Genomic DNA, 24,260 nt, shown 5'->3' with positions numbered 1-24,260 from the left:
GTTATTAATAAGAGCTGATGCTTAAAGCACTTAATAATACGATAAAATTGATATGATTGTAGACACTCATAATAAAAGTGAAATGAAGTAGACTGAAATAACTCAAGAATTTAAAACTTGGTTTTATATGTCATAGAAGGGATTGAAGATGCAAAAAGTGGACGATGCGTTAAACATAGCAAACGAAGATAATCTGAGATTAGCTACAAGGCGTGTGAATAAGCTTCTACGTGTCGCGCTGATCAATAGTTACCCTAAAGGCCAAAGCCACCTTATCGAAGTTGGTGATAACACAATCATTACTGGACGTAATAGCGCAGGTAAAACCACCTTGATGGGAGCAGTAATTCCTTTTTTTGGCACTAGATTGAGTGAGGTTTCTAAAAAGAATGAGGCGGTTAAAAGCTTTATTGACTTTTATCTTCCTTATGATGACAGTTATTTGGTATATGAATATAGAAGACAGGGCGAAAAAAAATGTGTGATCCTCAGACGAAGCAGTGAGGGGCAACAAATTTTTAACTTTATTAATACTGGATACAATGAAACTTGGTTCGTCACAAAAGATGCCGTCAATCAGCGAAGATTTAGGCAATTTGAAGAAGTTAAAAGTATAATCGAATCTCAAGGTTTTAACGTCTCAAATAATATCAAACAACTGGCTTACGAGGCCATCATATCCAATTGTCCGAATAGACGCTTAAAAGCCTCTATTCGCTCATCTAAAGCTCTACAGACCATCAATTCGCTTCGTCCTGATTACTCACTGGCTGTCGGTAGAGGTAGCTTCTACGGATTTTCCTTAATCGCTAGCAATATTCTAAAAAGTAAAATTGAGTTTGATCAAATATGTGAGTTTTTGGTTGAAGCAATGAAGACAGAGAATAAAGTTCAGAATAATGAGATTTCTATAGACTCTCAAGGTGTTGATACCAATAAGTGGCTTTCAGATCGCAGCTCATGGAATGAGGTTGAACAACTTAGAAGTAAATTTGACGAACTAGGCCAGTATGTTGAGCAGAATGCTTCTAATCAAAACGCCTTATCGATAACAGTTAAGACGTTCAAAGGCTTAGTCAAAGCCTTTAATACGAAGATTATAGAAAATAAAACCATTGAAGATGATCTCAAATTAACAATGGAAGCTATAGTGCAAGCAATTATCAAGACTGAAATTGCTTGGGATAAAGAGAAAGGCCAATTACAGAATGAAATATATGATCTGAGCTCTAAGATAGAAAAGCTTGAAAGAGCGAAACGAGATTTTGAAGAGGGTGTACCTGGTCATCATCAATCATTGGCCATATTACAGAATATGATTAGAGAGATCTCGTCACTTGAAGAACAAATAAAGCATGAAAAGGAGAGACTCAAGGCTCTACGCAAAGACGAGAAAGATGCCGCTAAAATCATCGAAAATATTAAAGAGCAACTTGCTAAAGATTTGAAGCAAATAGAGTCTAAAAAAGGTGGACTATCTTCTCAACAAGAGTTAATGCTACAGCAGATTAAAACGGGTTACTACGAGACTCTTTCAAGTCTAAGTGATGATAAGTCTACTAAGCTTAACCTTATTAAAAAAGAATATGAGATCAAGTCTAGTGCCATCAAGGAAAAACATACACAGCTTATTATAGATAAAAATAATCTGGAATCAGAATTAAAGAATATTAGATGTAGTATCGAGCTTACCAATGAAATAGAGAGCCTGAAACTAAATTTAGACAATGCTAAAACTCAACTTAATCAGGATATAAAAAATCAAAGAATAGCTGAAAAATATCTACATAAGACCAGTAATGAGTATGAAAAACTACAAAAAGAGCATGAACGCTTATTAAGTGATATTGCTGACAAAACCTCGAACATTGATGACCTATATGCTTTACTCGAAGATGACACATTGCTCAGTTTCTTATTGAGAAATGAATCCGATGAAGTGCTTTCGCCTTTGATCAATCAGATACGAAAAACTATCGACCCATCCCTATTCAACCGCTCCGACCTATCACCTCAATGGCTTGCACCTAAAGAATCAGACGACGAAGCTCTGTATGGTCTTTATCTCGACACATCAAAAATAGACACTACTAACAATCCTAAAAAACTACTTACCCTTGAAAGTATTACTGAGCAAAGGCTTGTGTTAGAGGATGAGGTATTAGAACGCAGGAACAAACTCTCATCACTCGAAAAAACCATTCATCAGGCCAAGCTTACTAAGAAAAAAGCCAATGAAGGTATCTATAAGGCAAATACCAATGTGGTTAACACTGAAAAAGATATCGAAAATAAACAAACGACTCAAAAACAACTAGAAATAAGAGCTGAAAACGAAATTGAAGAAGCTAAGAGTAATGTCGAAAACCAATTAAACGAAATTAAAAATAAAATTAATGACAAAGTATCAGAATCCAAGGCTACTGACGCCAAGATGAATGACACTGAGCAGAAGATAGAAAAAAATCACAAGTTGGCTATTGAACGATTGAAAGAAGATAAGAAAAAAAGAGAACAGGTGGTAAATGAACAATACGTTAAAGAAATTGAAGGCTTAAAGCTTGAAGCTGATCAGGCTCAAGAACGTCACGACAGAGCTATTGATGAAAATGGCTACGATGATAACGTTATAGCTCAGACTATAGCTAAAGTACAGCAGCTATCCACAAAATTAGATGTTGCTGAAAAAGCTAAAATCCGCGTTAAGCACTATCATGAGTTTATTGATGAAGAATATCGAAATTTACCTATACTGTTCGAAAAAAGCAATGGTCTATCAATTGAGCTAATGGATAAACAAGCGGCTTTTAATAAAGCTCTGATATCTAAGCAGGAAGATGCCAAATCCCTTGCTGAGAAAGCGAAGATCATTAACAATCGAATTGAGAGCGCAAAAACCGATCTAATAAGTATCAAAGAAAGCTTAAGTAATGCCAGTAATGCCTTTGATCAAGCTTTGGTTGCAGACCATACCTTAGAGCCTGAATATATGGGACATTCTTTGCAAGACTTGCATAATGCAAGCTTAGCAGTGTTGAACGATGCCAAATCTTTGGTTCGCGACACCAAAAAGAATATGGAAAAAGGTATTTATGTACTAAAGACCATAAGAAAGCCCTTTACCACCAATGGGTCTATGTTTGAGAGCTTAATGTCTGACAGTATCCTACTCAGCATACCTGATCAGGAAAACTGGTACATACAAGCTAGAAAGTTTAGCGACTACCTAAACAACGAGCATGAAATTAAAAAAGATACACTCATTGGCCAGTATCGAGTCACAGCTCACCAAGTTAGAGAGTTTAAATCAAAGCTAGATGATGCTCATAATAGCTTGAGTAATTTTTCGAAGCGTATTAATACTAAATGCAAAGAGGTTTGTGAAAAACTAGAAGCTTTAGCCATTGAGGAGCTTCATATAGCTATAAGTTCGGGAATCAAAGAAAACAAATGGTATTCCACCTTGGCTGATTTCACTGATGCGCATCAAAGATGGGCTAATGAGGACATCCATGACACAACGCGTATGCCTAATCAGGAACTGCTGTCCAAATTACAACTCGTGCAAGACTATATTGGTCAAAACCAGATGAATATCAAACTGTCAGAGCAGTTTAGTTTCAGTCTAAGAATCAAACAGGTCGGCGGTGAAATCAAGGAAACCAAAAGAGCAAAGGTATTTAAAGATATGGGGTCAAATGGCACCATGCGTATTGCTCAGCTCATCATTTATATTTCTTTGCTCTCAGTTATATCAACCACATCGAGCGATGAGGTCGAGCTGAAATTCTTCATTGATGAAATTGGCGTGTTAGATCCGCAAAATACTCGTGAGTTATTAAACTTGCTACAAAAACTTGGTATATCAGCAATGTGCGCCGCTCCTGAGAATCCAGATGATGAGGTTGTCCCCTTGTTCGCTAATAATATTGCCTGCCATCACAATAAAACCAGAAATATGTACTCAATCTCTCAAACGGATGATATGTATATGTTGACTCAGGATTCAGAACTTGAGGAATTTGGAGTGTTTTCCTAATGAAAGAGCATGAAATACTAAGATTGTTAATGAACAATAAATTTATATGCTCTGTGAGTTATCCAGAGGCATATAGGCATCTAAGAGATAACAAAGTAGCCTATGATCGTATGGTGTCTCAGCTACAACCATTTGGGGTCAGTCTAGTCACCCTCAGTGATGGGGAGGTTTATGCTGGTTTAAACAATATACCTAGTGACTCTGATAGAAGAGCAGTGGTTAAACAGTTTAATGAAATTTATCATGACATAGCACCTATAGTAGAAATGATTGCTTGCCTATCAACAGCCGATGAAGGGAGTGTATTGACTGTTGGTGAAAATCTAAGCCAAACAGAGCTGATTTTAGAAGCAAATAATAACAAGCATTTTGCAAGTATGCTAAACGAGGTTTCTGAGATCACAGGCGCTTCTAAAAAACCCAATGACGAAAAGGTAGCTGCTCTTTTAGAAAGACTCCAGAAGCACGAAATACTAAAGTTGGTTGAACCCAATAAAAAGATTTATCGAGCAACAGGAAAAATTGGCTATATATATGATGTATTTGATTATATTGCTGAAAACATATTAGATGAACCCACTGAAGAAATCTTTGCTGAGCAACAAGGGCTTGGGTTATGAGTAAAGTCAGCCTCAGGTTATCGGAAGAAACAATCAGAACACTTGGTAGAGCTGTAACTGATAAAGCTGATTTGATTTATCAAGCCTACTCTCCTAATGGCTGCTATGAGTTGGTCAACGATAAACATAAACAGTATCAGATATTACAAGACAGTGGTGTTATCAGTATCAATCCTAATAACATTACCCTAGGCTCAAACTTTACAGCAATCTTAAAGAGTCTGGATAGAAAGTCTCGTAATGCAAATATTGCTCCCGATATTGAACTGTCTAAACATCAGATAAGTAATGAGGTTGCCCTAGCGCAAATACAGTCAGATTCGTTTGAAGATGAAAGTGAAGAGATGATGCATTTGGCTAATATACGAGATATCTGCATCTCCATCGCTGAATATCTTGGACGTGAGATGGCTGATATTGAGTATGTTATTAATTCTGATCTAAACAACACATCAAACGTTAAGGTAAAAAGACAGATTCTTGAAGGTTTAAATAAAAAGATCAAACTCCAGCTCGAAAAAATAGAGATATTAAGTCGGGATGAACTCCGTAAACTACATGGCGAGTATACGCCAGCGGCTGCTATACTGAATGAGTATTTGGCGGATTCTATTTCTAAATTTAATATTGAAATGGGAGTCCACTTACAAAAAACACTGATATTAATTGATAGGTTAAAAAAAGAGCAAGATAAAAAAAGCAAGAGGCTTTGGCTATTACGCAAGGCTTTAAGAAACAATCAACTTGCTCCTGAAAAGATAGATATTGAATATAACGATATTGTAGATAAAGACTTAGCTTTTGGTGGTATGGCTTTGGCTGGCACTTTGCACAATATTGAAACTGTAGATGACAGCGAATTTCTTTTCTCTGTGGTAAGTAAAATTAGCGCTAAAAAGCCCAAACGCAAGAGTGATAATTTATACAAAGGTGAGTATGAGGAGTTTGAACGAGAACATAAGAAACCACCACCCTCCACTGAAAAATTGCTTGTTATGCAATATATGGCCGATAATTGCGATATGCCTTTTACCAAAGCCTTGTCTGTTAGAGAGTATTGGGATTTGTCTGGTTTGAAGCGCAAAATACGATATAAAGCTTTTTTGGCCTTGTTCTTAAAAGTGGTAAAGAGTGATTTTATCAATGACAGAATCATTAAATCTAAAAGTCAATTTAACTATAAAGTCTATCTAAAATCACAATACCTTTCCGATACTTGCGATACACGCTACGTCATCGATGCCAAATATTTAAAACTCAATAAAATCGAAGAGTCGCCATCAAGGGATCAGATATGGAAGTAGACCTAGAGAAATCCTTAAATACGGCAGGGAAACTCGGTTACTTAAAAGAGAAGATGCTGCAGGGAGTAAGAGTGGCTACCTATCGAAGCCATGATAATATCCTTGCATTATTGGTGTCTTTTGATCCCAGCATTGGCTACACAGAAAATGGAAAAGTGATCATCAATATGGGTGGCTGGGGCCGTATTAGAGAGATCGTAAAAGCTCAAACAGGGATAGACCTACTCAGACACAACTTAAATGAGCTAAAAAGCAAAGACCGTGTAGATAATACAATCCTCACAAATAACGATAAGTTATTAAGTAAAGCACCTACCGAGGGCTTTCTTGATTGTCGCCTGCTAGGTAGAGAAGAACATATTATTAATGCATCAAACAACTATATCCATAAGCAAACTAAAGAGAATGCCTATTTAGGTGTGGAAATTAATGACCTCATTAATTGGAATATCGATAACATTATAATCATAGAGAACTTTAATGCATTTTGCAGGTTTAATGAGCAGCATGCAAAGCTAGTAGAAGGATTGACTGGTGCGGTAACTGTACTGGCCTATCGAGGCCATAGTAATAAAAATATAACTTCTATATTGAAAGCTTTAGCTCAAAAAGACTGTAAACGCTATATCTTCGCTGACTATGACTTGGCTGGTTTAAGAATAGCTGAATCGATGTCAAAAACCCTCAAAGCTCACGGATATATACTACCTAACAAACCTTGGATGCAGACTGGGAAATATATCGAGATGAGCGTTAAAGAGAATCGTAAGAAACAGTCGTCTATTCAAACAAGTTTACCCAGCTTGATACCCTACTTTGAGCATATTCGTGATAAATATTTAGCTGTACCTCAAGAGACGCTTATGGCAAGAAAAATTCCATTGAAGATTATCGACATTTAAGCTAATTCATATGAATATGTAGAAATGATTTTCTACTGAGGTCTAAGTTAGTCCTAGTATAATTCTTAATTTTTCCATTCAACTAATAATATATAAGGTAGAGATAATGCTAGAAGTTGATTTTTTTGAGCAAAGTGGTGTTTACTTCCGAATAATTGGTAACTACTTCCTACTAGGCGATGGGTCAAGTGGTCATATTAGATATCTAAAAGAATCAGTAGAAGAGCTTTGCGAAGTAGTTCATCTTAAAACTGAAATAGATTGGGTGCCTATAGATAAATACTTAGAAGATAACAAAGAAAGTTACGGAGAGTTTGAAAACTGGAACAAAATAGCATCTGAGCTACCTGAGGACGTCTGGAGTGCTGTGCATTGGGCATCAGTATTAATTGAACAGCGAAAAGGGACGGTTGAGTTGTCTAAATCCTCAAAAGCTGAAGTTCGGCGAATGGTAGCTCATGCGGGTTATCGATTAAGTTATCTCGCTAATGATAAAGATGATAGTGTGCGTAGAGAAGTTGCTGAACAAGGGTATAATTTATCAGGATTTATAAAAGACAGCTCTTGTTATGTGAGAGAAGCTGTTGCTAAACAGGGTCATGGTCTAGATGTATTATATAAAGACAAAATAACTGCTGTTAGAGTAGCTGTAGCAAGGCAAGGTTATAGGCCAGATGTAATGATCGATGACAAGTCGCCTTATGTTAGAGCGGAAGTAGCTAAGCAGGGATATAGAATTGACAAGTTATCGAATGATAATAGTAAAATTGTGCAACGAGCGATTAAAGAATATGAGATGAATTAAGATAGAACCCATATAGACATAGGTGATATAAAACCCCAGAAAGTGCTTAAAACATTAGGGGCTGTATAGAATTGAGAAAACATTGAAAAAAATAAGCAACGCCTTACTCTACTGTTTACCACAACAAAGAAACAAGGCGTCACTTATGGCTCGCACCAAGCTCAACGATGAACATTGGCACAAGCTATTTATTATATTGCGACAAATTAACGTATATAACAAGCCCAATCTAAGACGTACCGTTGAAGGCATGTTGTACCGCATAAGAGTAGGCTGTCCATGGCGAGACTTACCTTCTTATTTCGGTCATTGGTCTCGCATATATCATCAATACCGTTATTGGCGTAAAACCGGTAAATGGCAAAAGCTCATGAAAATAATCACAGCAAACTATGATAGTGAATGGTTATTTATAGACGGTAGCGTGGTCAAAGCTCATCAGCATAGTTCAGGCGCAGCCAGTCATCTTGATGAGGCCATTGGTAAAAGTGTTGCAGGTAATAGCAGCAAACTGCACTTAGTGGTCGATGCTTGTGGTAACCCTATACATGTTGAGCTGACAGGTGGGCAAGTGCATGACGCTAAGATGGCAAAGACGTTGATAGATAGCACGATTAATAACCAGACTAAAGCGGTGATTGCAGACAGGGGCTACGATAGTAGTGATATTAGAGAGTGTATCTTCAAGCACTGTGCTGAGTCAGTCATACCCGTTAAGTCGAACTCTAAAAATAGCAACAATGACACACTAGACTGGTATTTGTATCGTTGCCGTCACTTGGTAGAAAACGCTTTTGCTAGGTTGAAACATTTTAGGGGCATTGCCACGCGATATGATAAGCTCAAAGATAGCTATGCAGCAGCGATAATGCTTGCTTGTGTCTTTATCTGGTTGCCCCTGATTTGAATTCTATACACACCCTAGTTATTCAGCTAAGATAAATGATTTGAGTATAGTATATATTAGTACTTTCTCAGTATGATACTTTATTACTCCAAAATGCAACTTAAAGTTCTGATTACTATCATCCAGTATGATACTTTATTATTTTTAATGTTAATTGACGAGTAGTGAAATCAATACTTTACAATCATATCAGTATGAATCTTTATTACTCGCTGACAATAATTTTATTAATAAATTACCCGTCACACTATTGTGTGAGGATTCATCCTTTGCTATCTTGTATCAACGAGGTGGCAAAGGATTTTTTTGTGAATAACAAAAATAGAAAAGGACCCACAACAACTGAGTCTTCGAAAGATTATCAGCCATTTGTCAAAATAGCTGATATATTCTCACTTGGAAGATCTCATCGTGTCTTTGGTCACAAGACTAAACGAACACACCACTACAGCCCTATGTCAGCAACCAAGGAAGAGATAGCTGAGTTCATGAAGTCTGAGTTCCCTCAAGCAAAGTACAAGATTGAGGCAGTAAATAGCAGTGAGTCAATTTTATCCCATGATATTGGTTTAGATGATTTGAGACCTGGAGGTACTGTATCGGGACCTTTCATAACTTAGATTAAAGAGCTAGCTTATCCTTATAAGAACACATGCCTTTTAATGCATCATCTATTAACGCTTTCATTTTAGATAACTCTAGAATCTTAACTTCAATTTGCTTGTTTTTTTCTAGAAGCTTTTCACCCATTTGTGATTGGGTCAGGTTGTTTGAATACAATAGCTCTGTTAGCTCTCTAATCTCTTTTAAGGTGAAACCTAACTCCTTCGCCATAATAATCATATTGAGCTGTTCTACAATCCTGTTATCGTAATCTCTATAACCATTAGATTTTCTAGATGGTGACGAAATTAATCCTTCCCTCTCGTAAAAACGGATCGTATCTCTGCTTAGTCCGACTGTTTCAGTTAATTCTTTTATATTCATTATCGAGCACCCTCAATTAACGCTTGACTGTGGAGTAATGTCCATAGTTTATAGTAGGCGTTAATTAACAACAAGTAGGTTCTTTTATGGATATAAATATTCTGACGGACGACAACGTCGAGCTGCGTGCAACCCTCTATAAAGCGAATAACCCTAAGGCCGTTGTTCTAATAAATCCAGGAACCGCTACTAAAACTTCTTATTATTTGCCGTTTGCTAAATACTTAAGAGAGCATGGTTTTCATGTCATTCTTTGGAATTACAGAGGGTTTTGCGATTCTAAAATAAGTCATCTAAAGGAGTGTCATTATCAGTATTCTGATATCGGACGCTATGACATTCCAGCTGCCATCGATACAGCTAAGCGCCTATTTAAGGATTTACCCTTGTATTGTGTGGGTCATAGTACTGGTGGTCAACAGGTAGGTCTTGCTCATAATGCTGATCAATTGGATGCCTTAATCGCAGTGGCTGTCTCAGCAGGATACTTTAGCTATATGCCGCCTCGCTATCGCCTTAAAGCCAATTTCTTTTTCCGTTTTTTAGCACCGCTTAGTAATAAAGTCTTTAATTATGTGCCGGCTAAAAGCTTCAAACTCATGGAAGATTTACCTGCTGGTTTTACAGAGGAATGGGGAGCTTGGTGCCGAGAAAAAGAGCTGTTTTTCTCAGAAAAATTCTATGGAAAAACCATTCCCCTTGGGACTTACAAGAATTTTAATGTGCCAACCTTCGTCTTCACTGCCGATGATGATGAAATCTGCACTGAACGCAACCTGCATAATTTTTGGAAAAATGTGACTAGCGATCAACCCATCACTTTTAAACGCTATACCATTAGCAAGGGAGCAGACCAATCAATTGGGCATTTTGGCTATTTTAGAAGCAAAAACACTCATATTTGGCAAGATATTTTAGAGACGATCAACAAGGTACACCATGATAAATCGTTACAAACACTATAAGACCCTGATTTTCATTGTATTACTTAGTGTGTTCTCGAGCATTTTGCACTATGTTCATAATGTGGTTTATTTTGACCACTATCCTGAGCCTGATTGGTTATCCCCTCATCTGGTAGATGCTTTTTGGTTCGTCATGACACCAATCGGTATCTACGGCTTGATCGTGGCTGTCAAAAGCCAGATGAGCAAGGGGTATTGGTGGCTTTATTTGTATGCCTTGATGGGTTTATTGTCATTACTACACTACAATGTTGAGACTGATAATATTATGACGATCACCATGCACAGTCTTATCTGGTTTCAAGCAATATGTGCTTTTTGGTTAATCGGCTATGTAACGATGTATTTTAAAAATAAAAGCAAACATTAAGAACACTAATTGATAAAACTTTGGTCTTTATAAGAATGAGCTAACCTCTTATTTATCGTTTTAAGGAATTGAAAATGAATGTTGAAGAAACTATAGCAACATGGGAAACAGAAGAAGCACTCATTAGAGAAAAGCTAGGTGACGCTGACGTCATTCCATTATCAGACTTAACCACTCGCAGCGGTATGGACATTTTTAATGCTATGTTTGCAGGAGAGCTGCCTCATCCTCCTATTGGTCTAACGCTCGACTACACTCCTATTCATATGGAAAAAGGTATTGCCGTTTTTCAAGGGCGTCCAAAGCTTCATCATTACAACCCATTGGGTACAGTCCACGGCGGCTGGTTCTGCACGCTTTTAGATTCCGCTGTTGGCTGCGCTGTCCATACCCTTTTGCCAGCAGGAAAAACCTACACAACTTTAGAGATAAAAGTAAATATGGTGCGAGCTTTGACAGTGGCAACACCTTTAGTACGGGCTGAAGGCAAAGTCATTCATGCTGGTCGAAGAACAGCAACTGCTGAAGGAAAAATTGTAGGGCCTGATGGCAAGTTGTATGCTCATGCCACCACAACCTGCATCATTCTTGATGTTTAGATAGAATTTTCGATATAGTCGATACACTCTAAAAATGTCATAGCGCTACTGGGATGAATGTTGCGCAGCCTCTGGGAACGCAGCACGCAAGTAAAATTTATACCAGTAGCGCGTTTAAATCCATAACAGTTTTACATTCAGCTAACTATAGTTAATGAAACTTACCTGACAGTCTCAAGTCTAATAGCTTCTAAACCAAAGAAAACCGCTAAGAATATAATGGATGTTATAGTGAAACCATTATAAAAATGGTATAGCAAGATTAAACGCTATTTTTCGCAGCCTCTGGAGACGCAGTCACAGCAAGCAAGAAAAGTAGCATTTTATAACAGATTACTAAACTAGGCGTGATTTTCAATATTAAGCAATATCATATCGTTCTTAGTCTTCATATTTCAAACACACCAATCCAAATCTTCAAACCAACCCTTTATAAAGAAAATAAAGTCCCACTACGAATAACAATACCGAAAAGCACTTCTTTAACAGTGGCGGTGAGAGCATATGAGCAACTTTTGCCCCAACTTTAGCGGTAAAAAAGCTCATACTCGCAATGCCCAAAAAGGCATAAATATGCACAAAGCCAATGGTATTGGGTACATCAACTTGCTGCTGCATACCAAAGAACATAAAGCCGAGCGCACCAGCAATGGCAATAGGCAAACCACACGCCGCCGACGTGCCTACCGCCTTTTGCATAACCACATTATAACGGGTAAGATACGGCACCGTTAAGCTGCCACCGCCAATACCAAAAATGGCCGAGGCCGCACCAATAATACCACCTGCCGCAAGTTGCTTGGGTTTAGACGGTAATACCACAGGCGTATGACTCGCATCATTCATATGTGTACGTCTTTTACCAGCGGTAAACATTCTATAAGCGACCCACAGTAAAAACACCCCGACAATCAGCTGCAGATATAACCCTGATATTTGCCCTGCTATCCCTGCTCCCAAAAAACACCCTAGCGCCAAACCAGGTGCTAGATTTTTAAAGACCGGCCACATGACGCCGCCCTTTTTATTGTGCGCCATGAGCGAACTGATAGAGGTGACGATGATGGTGGCAAGTGAGGTGCCTAGTGCCAGATGCATGACCGTATCAGGACTGTAATCCATTTGGGTAAAGACGATAAATAACAGCGGTACGATAATGGTGCCACCGCCCACGCCGAAAAGCCCGGCCGCAAACCCTGCTAGTGCACCTATGATTAAAAAAATGAGTAGTTCCACGGGATAGTGTCTTCTTATATAGATTTATTTTCTGAGCAAGTGCTCTATATTAATGCCAGTTATGACTTATACAAGCTCAACTTGACCTACGTAATGATAAGCACGGTTAAAATAGACCAAGCTTTCCCCTTGCCCGCTTGGGGATTCTGGAGGTTTGATAGCGACCACTCGGCACATCAGCACACTATGCGTACCCACTTCTTGAATGTGCTCAATCTCACAATCAAAGCTCACCAGCGCACCTTTCAGGATAGGCGCGCCTGTCACAAGCTCAGTCCAAACTCCTTGCTCGAAGCGCTCATCTGAGCTTAGTTTAGAAGCAAAAGCATTGGATAAGTGTTCATGCTGGGCACCAAGCACATTGACGCTCAAGACTTTATTGTCCACAAAATGCCCATGTGAGCGCGCGGCTTGATTCATACATACCAGCAGTGTCGGCGGTGTATCAGTGACGCTACATACCGCCGAGGCAGTAAACCCATGAGTGCCTGACGGACCATTGGTGGTGATCACATTGACCGCCGTGGGCAATAGCGCCATGGCATCTCTAAAATCAGTGGCTTCAATCATATCTTTTATCATTACTACAATCCTGAGAAACGTTAAATCTATAAGTACCTTGTTAACTGAGGCCACTCATAAGCTTAAACAAGCCAGAACTTGTTAAGTTTTGCTAAACGCTCAGCTCTTGCCGCACGATTGCCGCACCAGCGCTCAGCGCATGTAGCTTGCCGCGTGCCACCTCACGAGACAACGGCGCCATACCGCAGTTGGTCGAGGGATACAGCTTGTCCGCATCGACAAATTGTAAGGCCTTGCGTAGCGTATCGGCTACCTCCTCAGGAGTTTCAATATCATCAGTGGCGACATCGATTGCACCAACCATCACTTTTTTACCGCGAATGAGCTCTATCAAATCCATGGGCACATGCGAGTTTTGACATTCTAATGAGACGATATCGATATTGGACTGCTGCAATTTAGGAAACGCTTGCTCATACTGACGCCACTCTGAGCCCAGCGTTTTTTTCCAGTCGTTATTGGCTTTGATGCCGTAACCGTAGCAGATATGTACCGCCGTTTCGCACTTTAAGCCTTCGATAGCGCGCTCTAACGTAGCGATACCCCAGTCATTGACGTCATCAAAAAACACGTTGAACGCAGGCTCGTCAAACTGAATAATGTCTACGCCTGCCGCTTCTAATTCTTTGGCTTCTTGATTGAGGATTTTTGCAAACTCCCATGCCAGCTTTTCACGGCTCTTGTAGTGACCATCATACAGCGTATCGATCATGGTCATCGGCCCAGGCAATGCCCATTTGATCGGCTTGTCAGTATGCTTACGTAAAAACTTGGCATCTTCTACAAACACAGGTTTTTGGCGGCTCACGGCACCCACCACTGACGGTACGCTGGCATCATATCGATTGCGGATACGCACGGTTTCGCGCTGGTTAAAATCCACGCCGTCTAAGTGCTCAATAAAGGTAGTGACAAAGTGCTGACGGGTCTGCTCACCGTCACTGACGATATCGACGCCTGCTTGCACTTGCTCTTGTAGCGATACTAGCAGCGCATCCTGTTTTGCCTGAAGCAATTCTTCACCGTCAAGTTGCCACGGCGACCAAATTTTTTCAGGTTCTGCCAACCAAGAGGGTTTTGGCAAGCTGCCAGCGGTAGAGGTCGGTAATAATAAAGTCATGTCGTATTGTCTTCTCTATTTCAGATGTCTCTATTTTAGGTATTATAGCGTGCGCTTTTATATTTGGATTTTTTAAGCGACGTTCTTGTTTACAGCGTAATTGGCCGCCCATGCTTCAAGAATATCTTGGTAAGGCTTGATAAAATGCGTTTCGGTAAATTTGCCTTGTTTGACCGCCATCTGACTACGCTCTTCACGGTCATAAACAATCTGCGTCAGCGAGTAGTCTTGGTATTTTAGGCTTGGCTGATAGACCTGACCCGCGCTTGAGTTGGCGTTGTAAATCTCAGGGCGGTAGATCTTTTGAAAGGTCTCCATGGTGCTGATTGCACTGATAAGCTCAAGATCGGTATAGTCGCTGGTCAAATCACCCGCAAAATAAAACGCTAATGGTGCAGCGCTGCCTTCAGGCTTAAAGTAACGCACGGTTAAGCCCATCTTGTAAAAATAATCGTCGGTCAATGAATACTCGTCTTGCTTGTATTCCACGCCCAATACGGGGTGCACATTGGTGGTACGGTAATAGGTCTTGCTGGTTGAGACACTCAAGCAAATCACAGGCTGTTTGTTAAAGTTGGCTTTGTAGGCCTCTGAGTTCAATAAATATTGAAACAATTTGCCGTGTAAGTCGCCAAAGTCGTCAGGCGCTTTGGTATTTGGGTGCTTATTAAAATGCTCCAGTAGCACCACGCTAAAGTCGTAATCGCGCACGTAAGATGAGAAACTGTTGCCAATCATGCCATCGATGCGCTTGTTTTCTTTATGGTCCACGATGGTGGTTTGTAGCATCTCAATCACAGGAAAGGCATTACCATTGCCCTCGATATCCATGTTAGCAGACACAATGTCGACTTCGATCGAATAACGATCGGCATTGGGGTTATCCCAATGTGCCAGCGCGTTAAAGCGGTTGTTAATCATGGTCAACGCTTTACGCAGATTGTCTTCACGCTGCTCGCCGCGCGCCAGATTGGCAAAGTTGGTCGTCATGCGCGTGCTGCTGGCAGGCTGATAGTTTTCATCAAAACGAATGTGCTTGATTGAACATGCAAAAGGCTTAGTCATGGTGATTCCTACCCTACAAATTGAGATAATACTAAATGTCTGTATGGGTATATTAAACCAAATCCTTAACATGAATAAAAACGATATAAACTTAGTATAAGATGAATTTTATTCATGTTCAGAAAATAACCTGCTTGTTTTTTTGAATAAATTACATCTCTATATATAAGAAACCCCAAGATAACAGCACTGCTATCTTGAGGCTTAAGTCTTTACGTATGAAAACGCTCAAATATATCGGTCACTAAAAACCTTGCTCTTCGCTACACCCCAAACCCACAGGTAATGCTGTTGTCTTTTTTATCAAAGGTTAAATGCTTGTAGCCCTCGCCCGTCACTTGATAGCCACTACTGTCGTTTTTGGTTACGGTGTTAATATCATGTTTATCAACAGGCAGCGTGAATTCGCTGCGTAGTGACTGTGGGTTATTGGCAAAATACAGCTTTAAATGCGACCATTCAAAACCGCTGAGATATTCAATTTTTGAGAGCTGTTTACCAAAGGCGGTCGCGTTATTTAGCGTGTAAGTGGTGATGGTTTCGTCCAAATGCTCCAGTTGCTCCTCATCAGACGAATTGTAAGGTTTGATACGTGTATCGGTATCAATAATGGACTGCTGATACAGTATGGGCAAGCTGCTGGTTGTCGGGTTAGGATAGTCACAATCTGTCTGCATCGATTTGAAATAGGGTGTCCAGTCGGTACTGGTCGCTTGTTGCGTGGCACAGCTGGTCAATGACAAGGCGGCAACCATACTTAAAGTGATGGTGGTTAGTTTCATAGATGCCTCCTGAAGACAAATCATAGAATACGGCTTGATAATGGCGTTACTATAACGTATTGATATATCAGACAATTAGACGATAGGTAAAAAGGCATATGGGTTCTATGACAGTTTGGTTGTGAGATGTATCAAAAAACCCCATACGTGGTAGTCATGTATGGGGTGCATTATCATCATGATGACTGTGTATTGCAGTATGTTAAATATGTGGGCTTCTCTTCTTCCCATGTGGCACCAGCCATTTGGCAAACCATCCTGACACATCATCCATCAGTGTATAAACCACTGGGATGACTACCAGACTAAGTAGCGTTGAGGTCACTAGCCCGCCCAATACGGCGGCCGCCATCGGTCGCCTAAACGTAGGATCGGCATCACCCCAACCAAAGACCAGGGGTAACATGCCTGCACCCATCGCAATGGTGGTCATGATGATAGGCCGCGCACGCTTGCGACAGGCATCCATAATGGCCTCAAAACGCGCCAGCCCGCGACGCTGAGCAATCAGCGCGTAATCGACGAGTAGGATTGAGTTTTTGGTTGCGATACCCATGAGCATAATAAAGCCAATCATCGACGGCATCGACAGACTACTATTGGTAATGACCAAACCCACAAACGCGCCGCCTATCGATAACGGCAGTGCCATCAAAATGGTAAATGGCTGTAATAAACGGCCAAATAATAAAATAAGAACGCCTAAGATACAGACCACACCCACCGACATCGCAATGATAAACCCACTAAACAGCTCCGCCATATTTTCGGCTTGACCTTGATCAATGATGGTAATCGAAGGCGGTAATTGCTGCATCGTTGGCACGGATTTGACCGCTTGTACTAGATCACCTAGCTCGCCATCCGCTGGTTGCACTGTGATGCTAATCGCACGCTCCCGATCCAGCCTGCTGATCTGCGCAGGCCCTGTCCCAAAATCGAGCGCTGCGACTTCGCCCACTCGTACCCCTTGCCCTGCAGGCATGGTACTCGGCACATATAAGCCTTCTAACTGACTGACGTTTTGCTTGGCAACATCGGGTAGACGCACCACGATAGGAATCTGACGCGTATCAAGATTGAGCTTAGATAAACGCTGCTCATAATCGCCAACAGTCGCCACACGCAACGTGGTCGCAATGTCTTGCGTCGTCACCCCTTTGTCAGCCATCGCCAGTCTATCTGGCGTCACCGTGAGCTCTTGACGCGGCAAACTGCGATCGCTGGTCACCGCGCCTGCGCTTGGCAAACCTCGTATCTCAGTCATGATTTTTTGTGCAGTCTGCTCGAGCAATTGCGGGTTGGTGCTGGTTAATGAAAAGTTATAACCACTCTCCCCGCCGCTCGATAGCCCAACGGTAAAGCGAGCACCGGGTACTTCGGTCATGAGCTGGCTAATTTTACGTTCGATCTCTTGCTTGGTGCCTCGTTCTGCACGTGGGGCCAGTACGATATCTAAGCCCGCGATGTTTTCAGCTTTACCGCCACCACCGTCCGACGCACCCATTGACGCCTGCGCCTCTCCGACTGAGGTAAAAATATTCGTCACCTCAGGCATGGCTAGGATCCGCTCACGGGCAAGCGCAGCCACTCGCTCTGTATCTTCTAATGCCACATCAGGCGTCAGCTCAATCGCCACGCGTGTCTGATCGATATCGTTATCAGGGATAAAGGAAGTTGGCAGCAGTTTCACCAGCCCTAATGAGGCCACAAACAATACCAGCGTTGCCCCCATAGTCAGCCAGCGGTGACGCAATGTCCACGAGACAATTTTGAGATAGTATCCCATCATCGCGCTTTGTTTTTCGACGTGGTTTTTCTCAGGTCGAAGCACGTATGCCGCCATCATCGGTGTGATCAAACGCGCCACCATGAGTGAGGCAAAAATGGATAATGCTGCCGTCCAACCAAACTGTCGGAAAAACTGTCCAACGATACCGCCCATAAAGGCTGTCGGCAAAAACACCGCAATCAAAGTAAAGGTCGTGGCAACCACCGCCAGACCAATCTCATCAGCCGCCTCCATCGCCGCTTCATAAGGGGTTTTACCCATACGCAAATGTCGTATGATGTTTTCGACCTCAACGATCGCATCATCGACCAGTACGCCAATGACGAGTGATAAAGCCAGTAAGGAGATAATATTGAGGCTAAAGCCAAAGAGATACATGCCCAAAAAGGTAGGAATCACCGATAAAGGTAAAGCAACAGCGGCAACAATCGTCGCTCGAATATTACGCAGGAATAAAAATACGACGACGACCGCTAAAATACCACCTTCGATCAACATCCGTAGAGAGGCTTCATAATCCTCAGCAATAGGTGTCGCTCGATCATAGACTTTTTCGATACTAATATTGCCAGTATCAGCGGTCAGCTTGGCAAGCTCATCATCAACCAGCGCCATGACATCGACTTCACTGGCACCGCGCGAGCGAGTGATGTTAAATGCCACTACTGTTTTACCATCAAGCTTAGCAATAGAGCTTGGGTCAGCGGCGCCATCGGTGATCTTTGCCATCCGTCCGAGCTCTTGCGTCCCGCCAGTAGGCACCGCCACCTGCAAATTATTCAGCTCACGGGCCCGCTCAACGGCGCCAAGGACACGGATCGTCTGCGTCGTATTTCCGACTTCTGCCTCACCGCCAGAGCTGTCTTGCTGGATACCCGCAATTTGCTGCGACAGCTGAGAGATGGGTAATTTCAAACCACTCAGCGCAATCGGATCAGCGGCAACGGTAATCTCGCGCTGAAGCCCGCCAACACGGCTGACGGTACTAACACCCGGTATATCAGAGAGCTGCTTGGTGACCGTATCATCCACAAACCACGACAGATCCTCTACGCTCATATTGTCAGAAGCCACAGAGTACGTGACTACTGGGAACCCTGCGGTAGATACCTTGGTAATAATAGGATCGTTAGCAGCAGCGGGTAGATCGCCACGTACTTCACCCACCGCCGAGCGTACATCGTCGACGGCTTCTTGAATGTCTTTTTCTAATACAAACTCGGTCGCCATCGTCGCAGCACCAGTCTGCAACGTGGTGCGGATATGACTTACGCCTTCGATACTGGTCAGTTTGTTTTCAATTTTCTTGGCAATATCGTTTTCGAGCTGCGAGGGCGCGGCACCCGGCAACGTGACTGTCACCACTACAGCGGGCAGGTCGATATCCGGAAACTGCTGCACCTTCATTTTCATAAAGCCATAAATACCCCCTAATGTGAGGAGTACAAATAGCAAGATTGCGACGAGCGGGTTTTTGATCGAGTAAGCGGAGACGTTTAGGCTCATGATTGTGCCTGCGCTGCTGTATTGACGGCGGTACTGGCTTGGCCCACACCATTAACGATACGCACCAAATCTCCATCATTTAAGAAACTACCGCCTTGCTGCACAATATGGCTGTCACTTGGCAATGGCTCTAGCACGGCGACGTTTTCACCAAGTCGCTCGCCTAAGGTCACTCGTTGTTGTTTGATACGTCCCATTGATTTACCATCTGTCGTGGTCAAATCAGTCACTAGCATCACATAGTCATAACCATCGTTACTGACGATAGCGCTATTAGGAATCGTCTGAGTGCTGGCACTACCGAGTAGGAACTCGCCTGTCTGATACATGCCAGCGCGAATTTTTGAATTAGCCGCGAGGCTCGCATAAATCGTGATTTGGCGATTATTATCTGCCGTCGGTGCGATACGGTTCACCTGTCCCATCACGGCATCATCGCCCGGTAGAGCGACTCGTACGGGTGTACCAATATTGATATCGCCGACAAGCTTGGGATCTAACTCTGCTCGCCATTCCAATATACCGTCTTTGATAATCGTAAATAATGGATCACCACCTGCAACCTGCCCAACCTCGATCATTTTTTCACTAATAATACCGCTAACAGGGGCAACCACTGTGGCATTATCAAGGGTCAAACGCTGATTGCTTAAACGGGCTTTGGATGCTTGCAACGCTGCACGGGCACGTACCTCAGAAGTACGGTAGCGATCGGCTTCTTGTTTACTAATGGCGTCAATATCGATGAGTGGCAATACGCGGGCCGCATCGGCGCTGGCGTTGGCAAGTGTGGCTTCTGCCTCTGCCACATCTGCCTCAGCTTGCAGCACTTGCTGCTCCATCGCATCAGTATCAAACATTGCGAGCACTTGCCCCGCTCTCACGCGGTCGCCCTCTTCGACCAATACACGCTCGATGGCCACACCACTGACTTTTGCGCTGACATTAGCGATATCTTTGGCGTTGATGGTGCCATCAGCGCTAAGTGTGCGACCGATATCATCTTGGCTTGGGCTGACGGTTTCTACTGACAAAACAGACTGCTCCGTACTCGCAGTGCTATCAGCTTCATTGCCACCTGCCACACCACTAGAGGCGACTGGCTCCTCTCGTAACTCGTCTGCACTACCGCCCCAATACTTACCTAGCACAAATCCAATCACCAGCACCGCAACCAATGCTGGCAACAACCATAGTGGCATTTTTGCAGGAGAGTTTTTAGATAAGGCATCAGATTGACGATACGGTGGTAGCTCAGCGTGTTGAGGTGTCTCAATATTGGTTTGCTGTCCGCTAGTCGGTTCTTGCTTATTATCAGGGTCTTTAAAGTCACTCATAGTCGGTCTCTATAAATAAGCACAGTACTCGCTAGCGCCGTAAAAGGTATAAAGGAAACAAAGTGGGGCAGGCAGATCTTGTTGATAGTCGCTTTTAATATTGTAGACTAACGCTCAATGGGGTCAATCCTGTTAAGTATCCGCATAGTCAGCCGCCGACCCAGCATAAGATACTATTAAGATATTGAACTTCATCAAGATATTATCACTAAAAACGATGATACGAGTGTTAAATAAAAGCAGATGATGTAGGTATATGACGCTATCAATTCTAGGCTTAAACGCTTCACAGCGTGCTATTTCACATTTAGATCGTCAATACTCATGACCAAACATACTGAGATGATGAATGGCATGACATAAGATAACGCCTCTCAAAATCATCAGTCATAAAACCCAGCGATACAGACGCCCTACAGTTTCGGCTTGTATTTATGAGGGGATTTGTCATTATGGTTCTAAATCTATTAATAAAGGAAACCATCATGGCTAATAAATCAGAGGTGAAAAAGCTCAAACAAGAAATTAAAGACACCAAAGCAAAGATTAAGCAAAAAAATAAAGACCTCAAAGCGCTTAAGAAAGCATTGAAAAAAGCAAAAAAAATGAAATAGCTTAAACGGTGTAGCAATTGGCTGTAATAAATAGAAGAGGATGGCAATGGCTGTCCTCTTTTTTTGCTCTTTTTTACTCTCAGTATCAGGATGATCTTATATCATTCATTGTCATGACGAAAGCCAGCACTAACCACATAACTGCTTACCTCACTGATGTATGAACTAGGCATTGGTATAACGACTTGCCTCTGGCATCCAGCGGTGAATCAGTTGGCTGACATCTGCTTTTCTGGTAGGGTCTGCAATCAAGTGCTTTGCCAAGCGCTGCGCAATCGCAAATAACTGCTCATCACGTATCAAATCAGCCAAATAATAGCCAACATTGCCTGTTTGACGTTTACCGAGCAGTTCACCCGGTCCGCGCAGCTCTAAGTCTTTTTGAGCGATAACAAAACCATCAGTGCTATCACGTAGCACGTTCAAACGCTCTGTGCCTGTTTCTGATAATGGTTTTTGGTATAACAATACACAAAAGCTCTTGGTTGAGCCGCGCCCAACGCGCCCGCGAAGCTGATGCAATTGTGAAAGCCCTAGACGCTCCGCATTTTCGATCACCATGAGCGACGCATTGGGCACATCAACCCCCACCTCAATCACGGTTGTGGCAATTAACAAATCCAAATCACCCGCCTTGAACGCCTGCATGATGGCTTGTTTATCCGCAGATTTCATTTTGCCGTGTACTAAGCCAATGCGAATGTCTAAGCGCTCATTTAAATCTTCATACGTGGCTTCAGCTGCTTGTGCATCGAGCACGCTAGATGCTTCTACTAAGGAGCACACCCAATATGCCTGCCTGCCCGCTTCGCAATTCACGGCAATGCGTTCGATCACCTCATCGCGGCGATTACGATCGATGGTCACCGTGGTAATGGGGGTACGTCCTGGCGGCAACTCATCAATGATAGAGGTATCCATATCACCGTAAACACTCATGGCAAGCGTTCGCGGAATCGGGGTTGCCGTCATGATTAGCTGATGCGGCGTACTATTGGCCACGCCTTTATTGGTCAATGCCATGCGCTGCTCAACGCCAAATCGATGCTGCTCATCAATGATGACAAGTCCCAATTTAGCAAACTCAACGTGCTCTTGAAACAAGGCATGGGTACCAACGACGATTTGTACCGTATTTTCCGCAACCGCTTCCAATGCTTCGCGGCGCTGTTTGGCAGTTTGCTTACCAGCGAGCCAGCCGACACCAATACCCAGCGGCTCAAACCAGTGTTTAAAGTTCACAAGATGCTGCTCTGCCAAAATCTCAGTCGGTGCCATGACTGCCACCTGCCAACCACTGTCCAGCGCATAGCCCGCCGCTCCTGCTGCAACCAACGTCTTGCCAGCGCCCACATCACCTTGTACCAGTCGTAGCATTGGGATAGAGGTTGCCATATCAGTCGTGATGTCTTTCATCACTCGTTTTTGTGCACCTGTTAGATCAAACGGCAATGCACCAAATAGCTTATCAGCCAGCGGACTGTGGGTCGTACATTTGGGTGCTTTGTGCTGATGCAGCTGCTGACGACGGTACAACAGGCTGAGCTGATGGGCGGTCAACTCTTCGATAATCAAGCGCTGACAGGCAGCGTGAGTACGCGCAGTCAGTTGGGTCAACAGTTTGTATTGCTGGCTTGCATTAGTATAAGTGGGCGGTGTGTGTAGCAGAACTAACGCTTCAAATATCGTTAAGTTGTAGACATTTCTATGAGCGATGCGAGCAGCTGCGCTATGGACATCGTTATTGACGTTGTAAATGGACGCAGTGGGCTTATTCACATTATTGCTAATCACATGATCAGGCACACTATTCGCGAGCGTCGAAAAAATATCTTCTGGCAATGGGGCTTCTAACACGATTGGCTTAGCTGGCTCAAAAGGTACTAAGGGTAGATCCGCCACGACGGCAAAGTCTTCAGCCGTAAATAGCGTCATCGGTAGACCCTGACTACGAACCGTCTGCAATGCCAGTTTAATTAAAGTGCGCAGCTTGTTTTGATGTAAGCCTTTGACAGTAGGATAAATAGGCTGCAATCCCGGATCGGTCATGACTGTATTGTCAGTGATAACCTGATATTCAGGATGATGTATTTGCTTGCCGTAACGGCTGACTTTGACCTCACCAAATAGCTGTAAGCGCGTTCCCAAATTCATGGTCTGTACCAGACCACGATAGACTTTAAAAAACCGCAAAGCTATGGTGCCCGTATCATCGTCCACAGTTACGGTCATGCCGCTACGTTTAGTATCGACATGGACCACACGTCCGGTAATCATAGCCGACTGTCCGTGCGCCACTTCTGCGATTGATACCAGTCGACTGCGATCTTCATAATCACGCGGCAAATGCAGTAGCAAATCAAATATCCGCTTGATATTCAATTGTGCCAATTGCTCAGCTACCTTTGTCCCAACACCTGCCAACGCTGTCACTGGCATATCTAACGCCGAGAGTGGCAAGTCAGGCCTTATATGGTCTGCTGAATTGGCTGAAGAAACATTCATCGATACTGGCATCAAAGATCCTAACAAGGTTATTTATTATTTTTATCTATGTCATCGGCTGTTTTAAATATAACTCACCTAAGAAAGATTGTCATAAAACGACCCGTAAAAACAGCAAAATATAAACATCGATTCATCTCATTATAGCTGAACAGTCAATGACTTATGCTAAGCTATTCCGTCATGACTGCAAAACTCTTTAAAACAACTTGTTTACATCTAT

At 42.5% G+C, this 24,260-nt stretch carries 20 protein-coding genes; 11 read left to right on the top strand and 9 right to left on the bottom strand.

Features of this window, described 5'->3' with window-relative positions; all coding sequences use genetic code 11:
- The first annotated feature begins 148 nt into the window (after positions 1-148).
- The 7 genes from AC58CZ_RS11110 to AC58CZ_RS11080 all read left to right on the top strand — a co-directional run bounded on the left by AC58CZ_RS11110 (position 149) and on the right by AC58CZ_RS11080 (position 9,197).
- Positions 149-4,039, top strand: coding sequence for an ATP-binding protein (locus AC58CZ_RS11110; protein ID WP_494224492.1), 3,891 nt, complete (start codon positions 149-151; stop codon positions 4,037-4,039).
- Positions 4,039-4,659: a condensin complex protein MksE gene (locus tag AC58CZ_RS11105; RefSeq protein ID WP_494224491.1), complete on the top strand. Its 621-nt coding sequence runs from the start codon at positions 4,039-4,041 to the stop codon at positions 4,657-4,659. The genes AC58CZ_RS11110 and AC58CZ_RS11105 overlap by 1 nt, the downstream gene beginning before the upstream one ends.
- Positions 4,656-5,963: a hypothetical protein gene (locus tag AC58CZ_RS11100; RefSeq protein ID WP_494224490.1), complete on the top strand. Its 1,308-nt coding sequence runs from the start codon at positions 4,656-4,658 to the stop codon at positions 5,961-5,963. The genes AC58CZ_RS11105 and AC58CZ_RS11100 overlap by 4 nt, the downstream gene beginning before the upstream one ends.
- Positions 5,954-6,865 carry a DUF7281 domain-containing protein gene (locus tag AC58CZ_RS11095; RefSeq protein WP_494224489.1) on the top strand — a complete coding sequence of 304 codons (912 nt, stop codon included), beginning with the start codon at positions 5,954-5,956 and terminating at the stop codon, positions 6,863-6,865. The genes AC58CZ_RS11100 and AC58CZ_RS11095 overlap by 10 nt, the downstream gene beginning before the upstream one ends.
- A 106-nt stretch (positions 6,866-6,971) precedes the next feature.
- Positions 6,972-7,670, top strand: coding sequence for a hypothetical protein (locus AC58CZ_RS11090; RefSeq protein ID WP_494224488.1), 699 nt, complete (start codon positions 6,972-6,974; stop codon positions 7,668-7,670).
- Between the two features lie 145 nt (positions 7,671-7,815).
- Positions 7,816-8,577: an IS5 family transposase gene (locus AC58CZ_RS11085; protein ID WP_427593436.1), complete on the top strand. Its 762-nt coding sequence runs from the start codon at positions 7,816-7,818 to the stop codon at positions 8,575-8,577.
- Between the two features lie 308 nt (positions 8,578-8,885).
- Complete coding sequence (locus AC58CZ_RS11080; protein ID WP_494224487.1) at positions 8,886-9,197, top strand: hypothetical protein; 312 nt, start codon at positions 8,886-8,888, stop codon at positions 9,195-9,197.
- A gap of 1 nt (position 9,198) precedes the next feature.
- On the opposite strand, the gene AC58CZ_RS11075 is transcribed toward AC58CZ_RS11080, so the two are convergent.
- A complete protein-coding gene (locus AC58CZ_RS11075) occupies positions 9,199-9,564 on the bottom strand; it encodes a MerR family transcriptional regulator (protein ID WP_071002737.1) in 366 nt (121 codons plus the stop codon).
- Positions 9,565-9,650: 86 nt separating this feature from the next.
- On the opposite strand from AC58CZ_RS11075, the gene AC58CZ_RS11070 reads away from it, so the two are divergent.
- The 3 genes from AC58CZ_RS11070 (at position 9,651) to AC58CZ_RS11060 (ending at position 11,498) form a co-directional block, all read left to right on the top strand.
- Positions 9,651-10,529 (top strand): alpha/beta fold hydrolase, encoded by an 879-nt coding sequence (locus tag AC58CZ_RS11070; protein ID WP_494224486.1) that lies wholly within the window; start codon positions 9,651-9,653, stop codon positions 10,527-10,529.
- A complete protein-coding gene (locus AC58CZ_RS11065; RefSeq protein WP_494224485.1) occupies positions 10,504-10,899 on the top strand; it encodes a hypothetical protein in 396 nt (131 codons plus the stop codon). Before AC58CZ_RS11070 ends, AC58CZ_RS11065 begins: the two co-directional genes overlap by 26 nt.
- Positions 10,900-10,973: 74 nt before the next feature.
- Positions 10,974-11,498 (top strand): hotdog fold thioesterase, encoded by a 525-nt coding sequence (locus AC58CZ_RS11060; protein ID WP_493921488.1) that lies wholly within the window; start codon positions 10,974-10,976, stop codon positions 11,496-11,498.
- A gap of 417 nt (positions 11,499-11,915) precedes the next feature.
- On the opposite strand, the gene AC58CZ_RS11055 is transcribed toward AC58CZ_RS11060, so the two are convergent.
- From AC58CZ_RS11055 to AC58CZ_RS11025, 7 genes are all read right to left on the bottom strand, one after another.
- Complete coding sequence (locus AC58CZ_RS11055; RefSeq protein WP_494224484.1) at positions 11,916-12,734, bottom strand: TSUP family transporter; 819 nt, start codon at positions 12,732-12,734, stop codon at positions 11,916-11,918.
- 66 nt (positions 12,735-12,800) lie between these two features.
- Positions 12,801-13,304, bottom strand: a complete 504-nt coding sequence (locus AC58CZ_RS11050) for a flavin reductase (protein ID WP_494224595.1) — start codon at positions 13,302-13,304, stop codon at positions 12,801-12,803.
- Positions 13,305-13,407: 103 nt separating this feature from the next.
- Positions 13,408-14,436, bottom strand: a complete 1,029-nt coding sequence (locus AC58CZ_RS11045) for a methionine synthase (RefSeq protein ID WP_494224483.1) — start codon at positions 14,434-14,436, stop codon at positions 13,408-13,410.
- Between the two features lie 72 nt (positions 14,437-14,508).
- On the bottom strand, positions 14,509-15,501 hold the full coding sequence (locus AC58CZ_RS11040; protein ID WP_494224482.1) for a putative oxygenase MesX: 993 nt from the start codon (positions 15,499-15,501) through the stop codon (positions 14,509-14,511).
- Between the two features lie 263 nt (positions 15,502-15,764).
- Positions 15,765-16,283 (bottom strand): hypothetical protein, encoded by a 519-nt coding sequence (locus AC58CZ_RS11035; RefSeq protein ID WP_494224481.1) that lies wholly within the window; start codon positions 16,281-16,283, stop codon positions 15,765-15,767.
- Between the two features lie 202 nt (positions 16,284-16,485).
- A complete protein-coding gene (locus tag AC58CZ_RS11030; RefSeq protein ID WP_494224480.1) occupies positions 16,486-19,581 on the bottom strand; it encodes an efflux RND transporter permease subunit in 3,096 nt (1,031 codons plus the stop codon).
- On the bottom strand, positions 19,578-20,918 hold the full coding sequence (locus AC58CZ_RS11025) for an efflux RND transporter periplasmic adaptor subunit (RefSeq protein ID WP_494224479.1): 1,341 nt from the start codon (positions 20,916-20,918) through the stop codon (positions 19,578-19,580). The genes AC58CZ_RS11030 and AC58CZ_RS11025 overlap by 4 nt, the downstream gene beginning before the upstream one ends.
- A gap of 485 nt (positions 20,919-21,403) precedes the next feature.
- Here AC58CZ_RS11025 and AC58CZ_RS11020 point away from each other — a divergent pair, with 485 nt between their 5' ends.
- On the top strand, positions 21,404-21,532 hold the full coding sequence (locus AC58CZ_RS11020; RefSeq protein WP_256714007.1) for a hypothetical protein: 129 nt from the start codon (positions 21,404-21,406) through the stop codon (positions 21,530-21,532).
- Positions 21,533-21,697: 165 nt separating this feature from the next.
- On the opposite strand, the gene recG is transcribed toward AC58CZ_RS11020, so the two are convergent.
- Positions 21,698-24,049, bottom strand: coding sequence for an ATP-dependent DNA helicase RecG (gene recG, locus AC58CZ_RS11015; RefSeq protein ID WP_494224478.1), 2,352 nt, complete (start codon positions 24,047-24,049; stop codon positions 21,698-21,700).
- Positions 24,050-24,260 lie beyond the last annotated feature (211 nt).

The sequence above is a fragment of the Psychrobacter sp. CR212 genome (assembly GCF_059693765.1).
The sequence above is the reverse complement of the archived record's forward strand: the minus strand, read 5'-3'. Positions and strand labels throughout refer to the sequence as shown.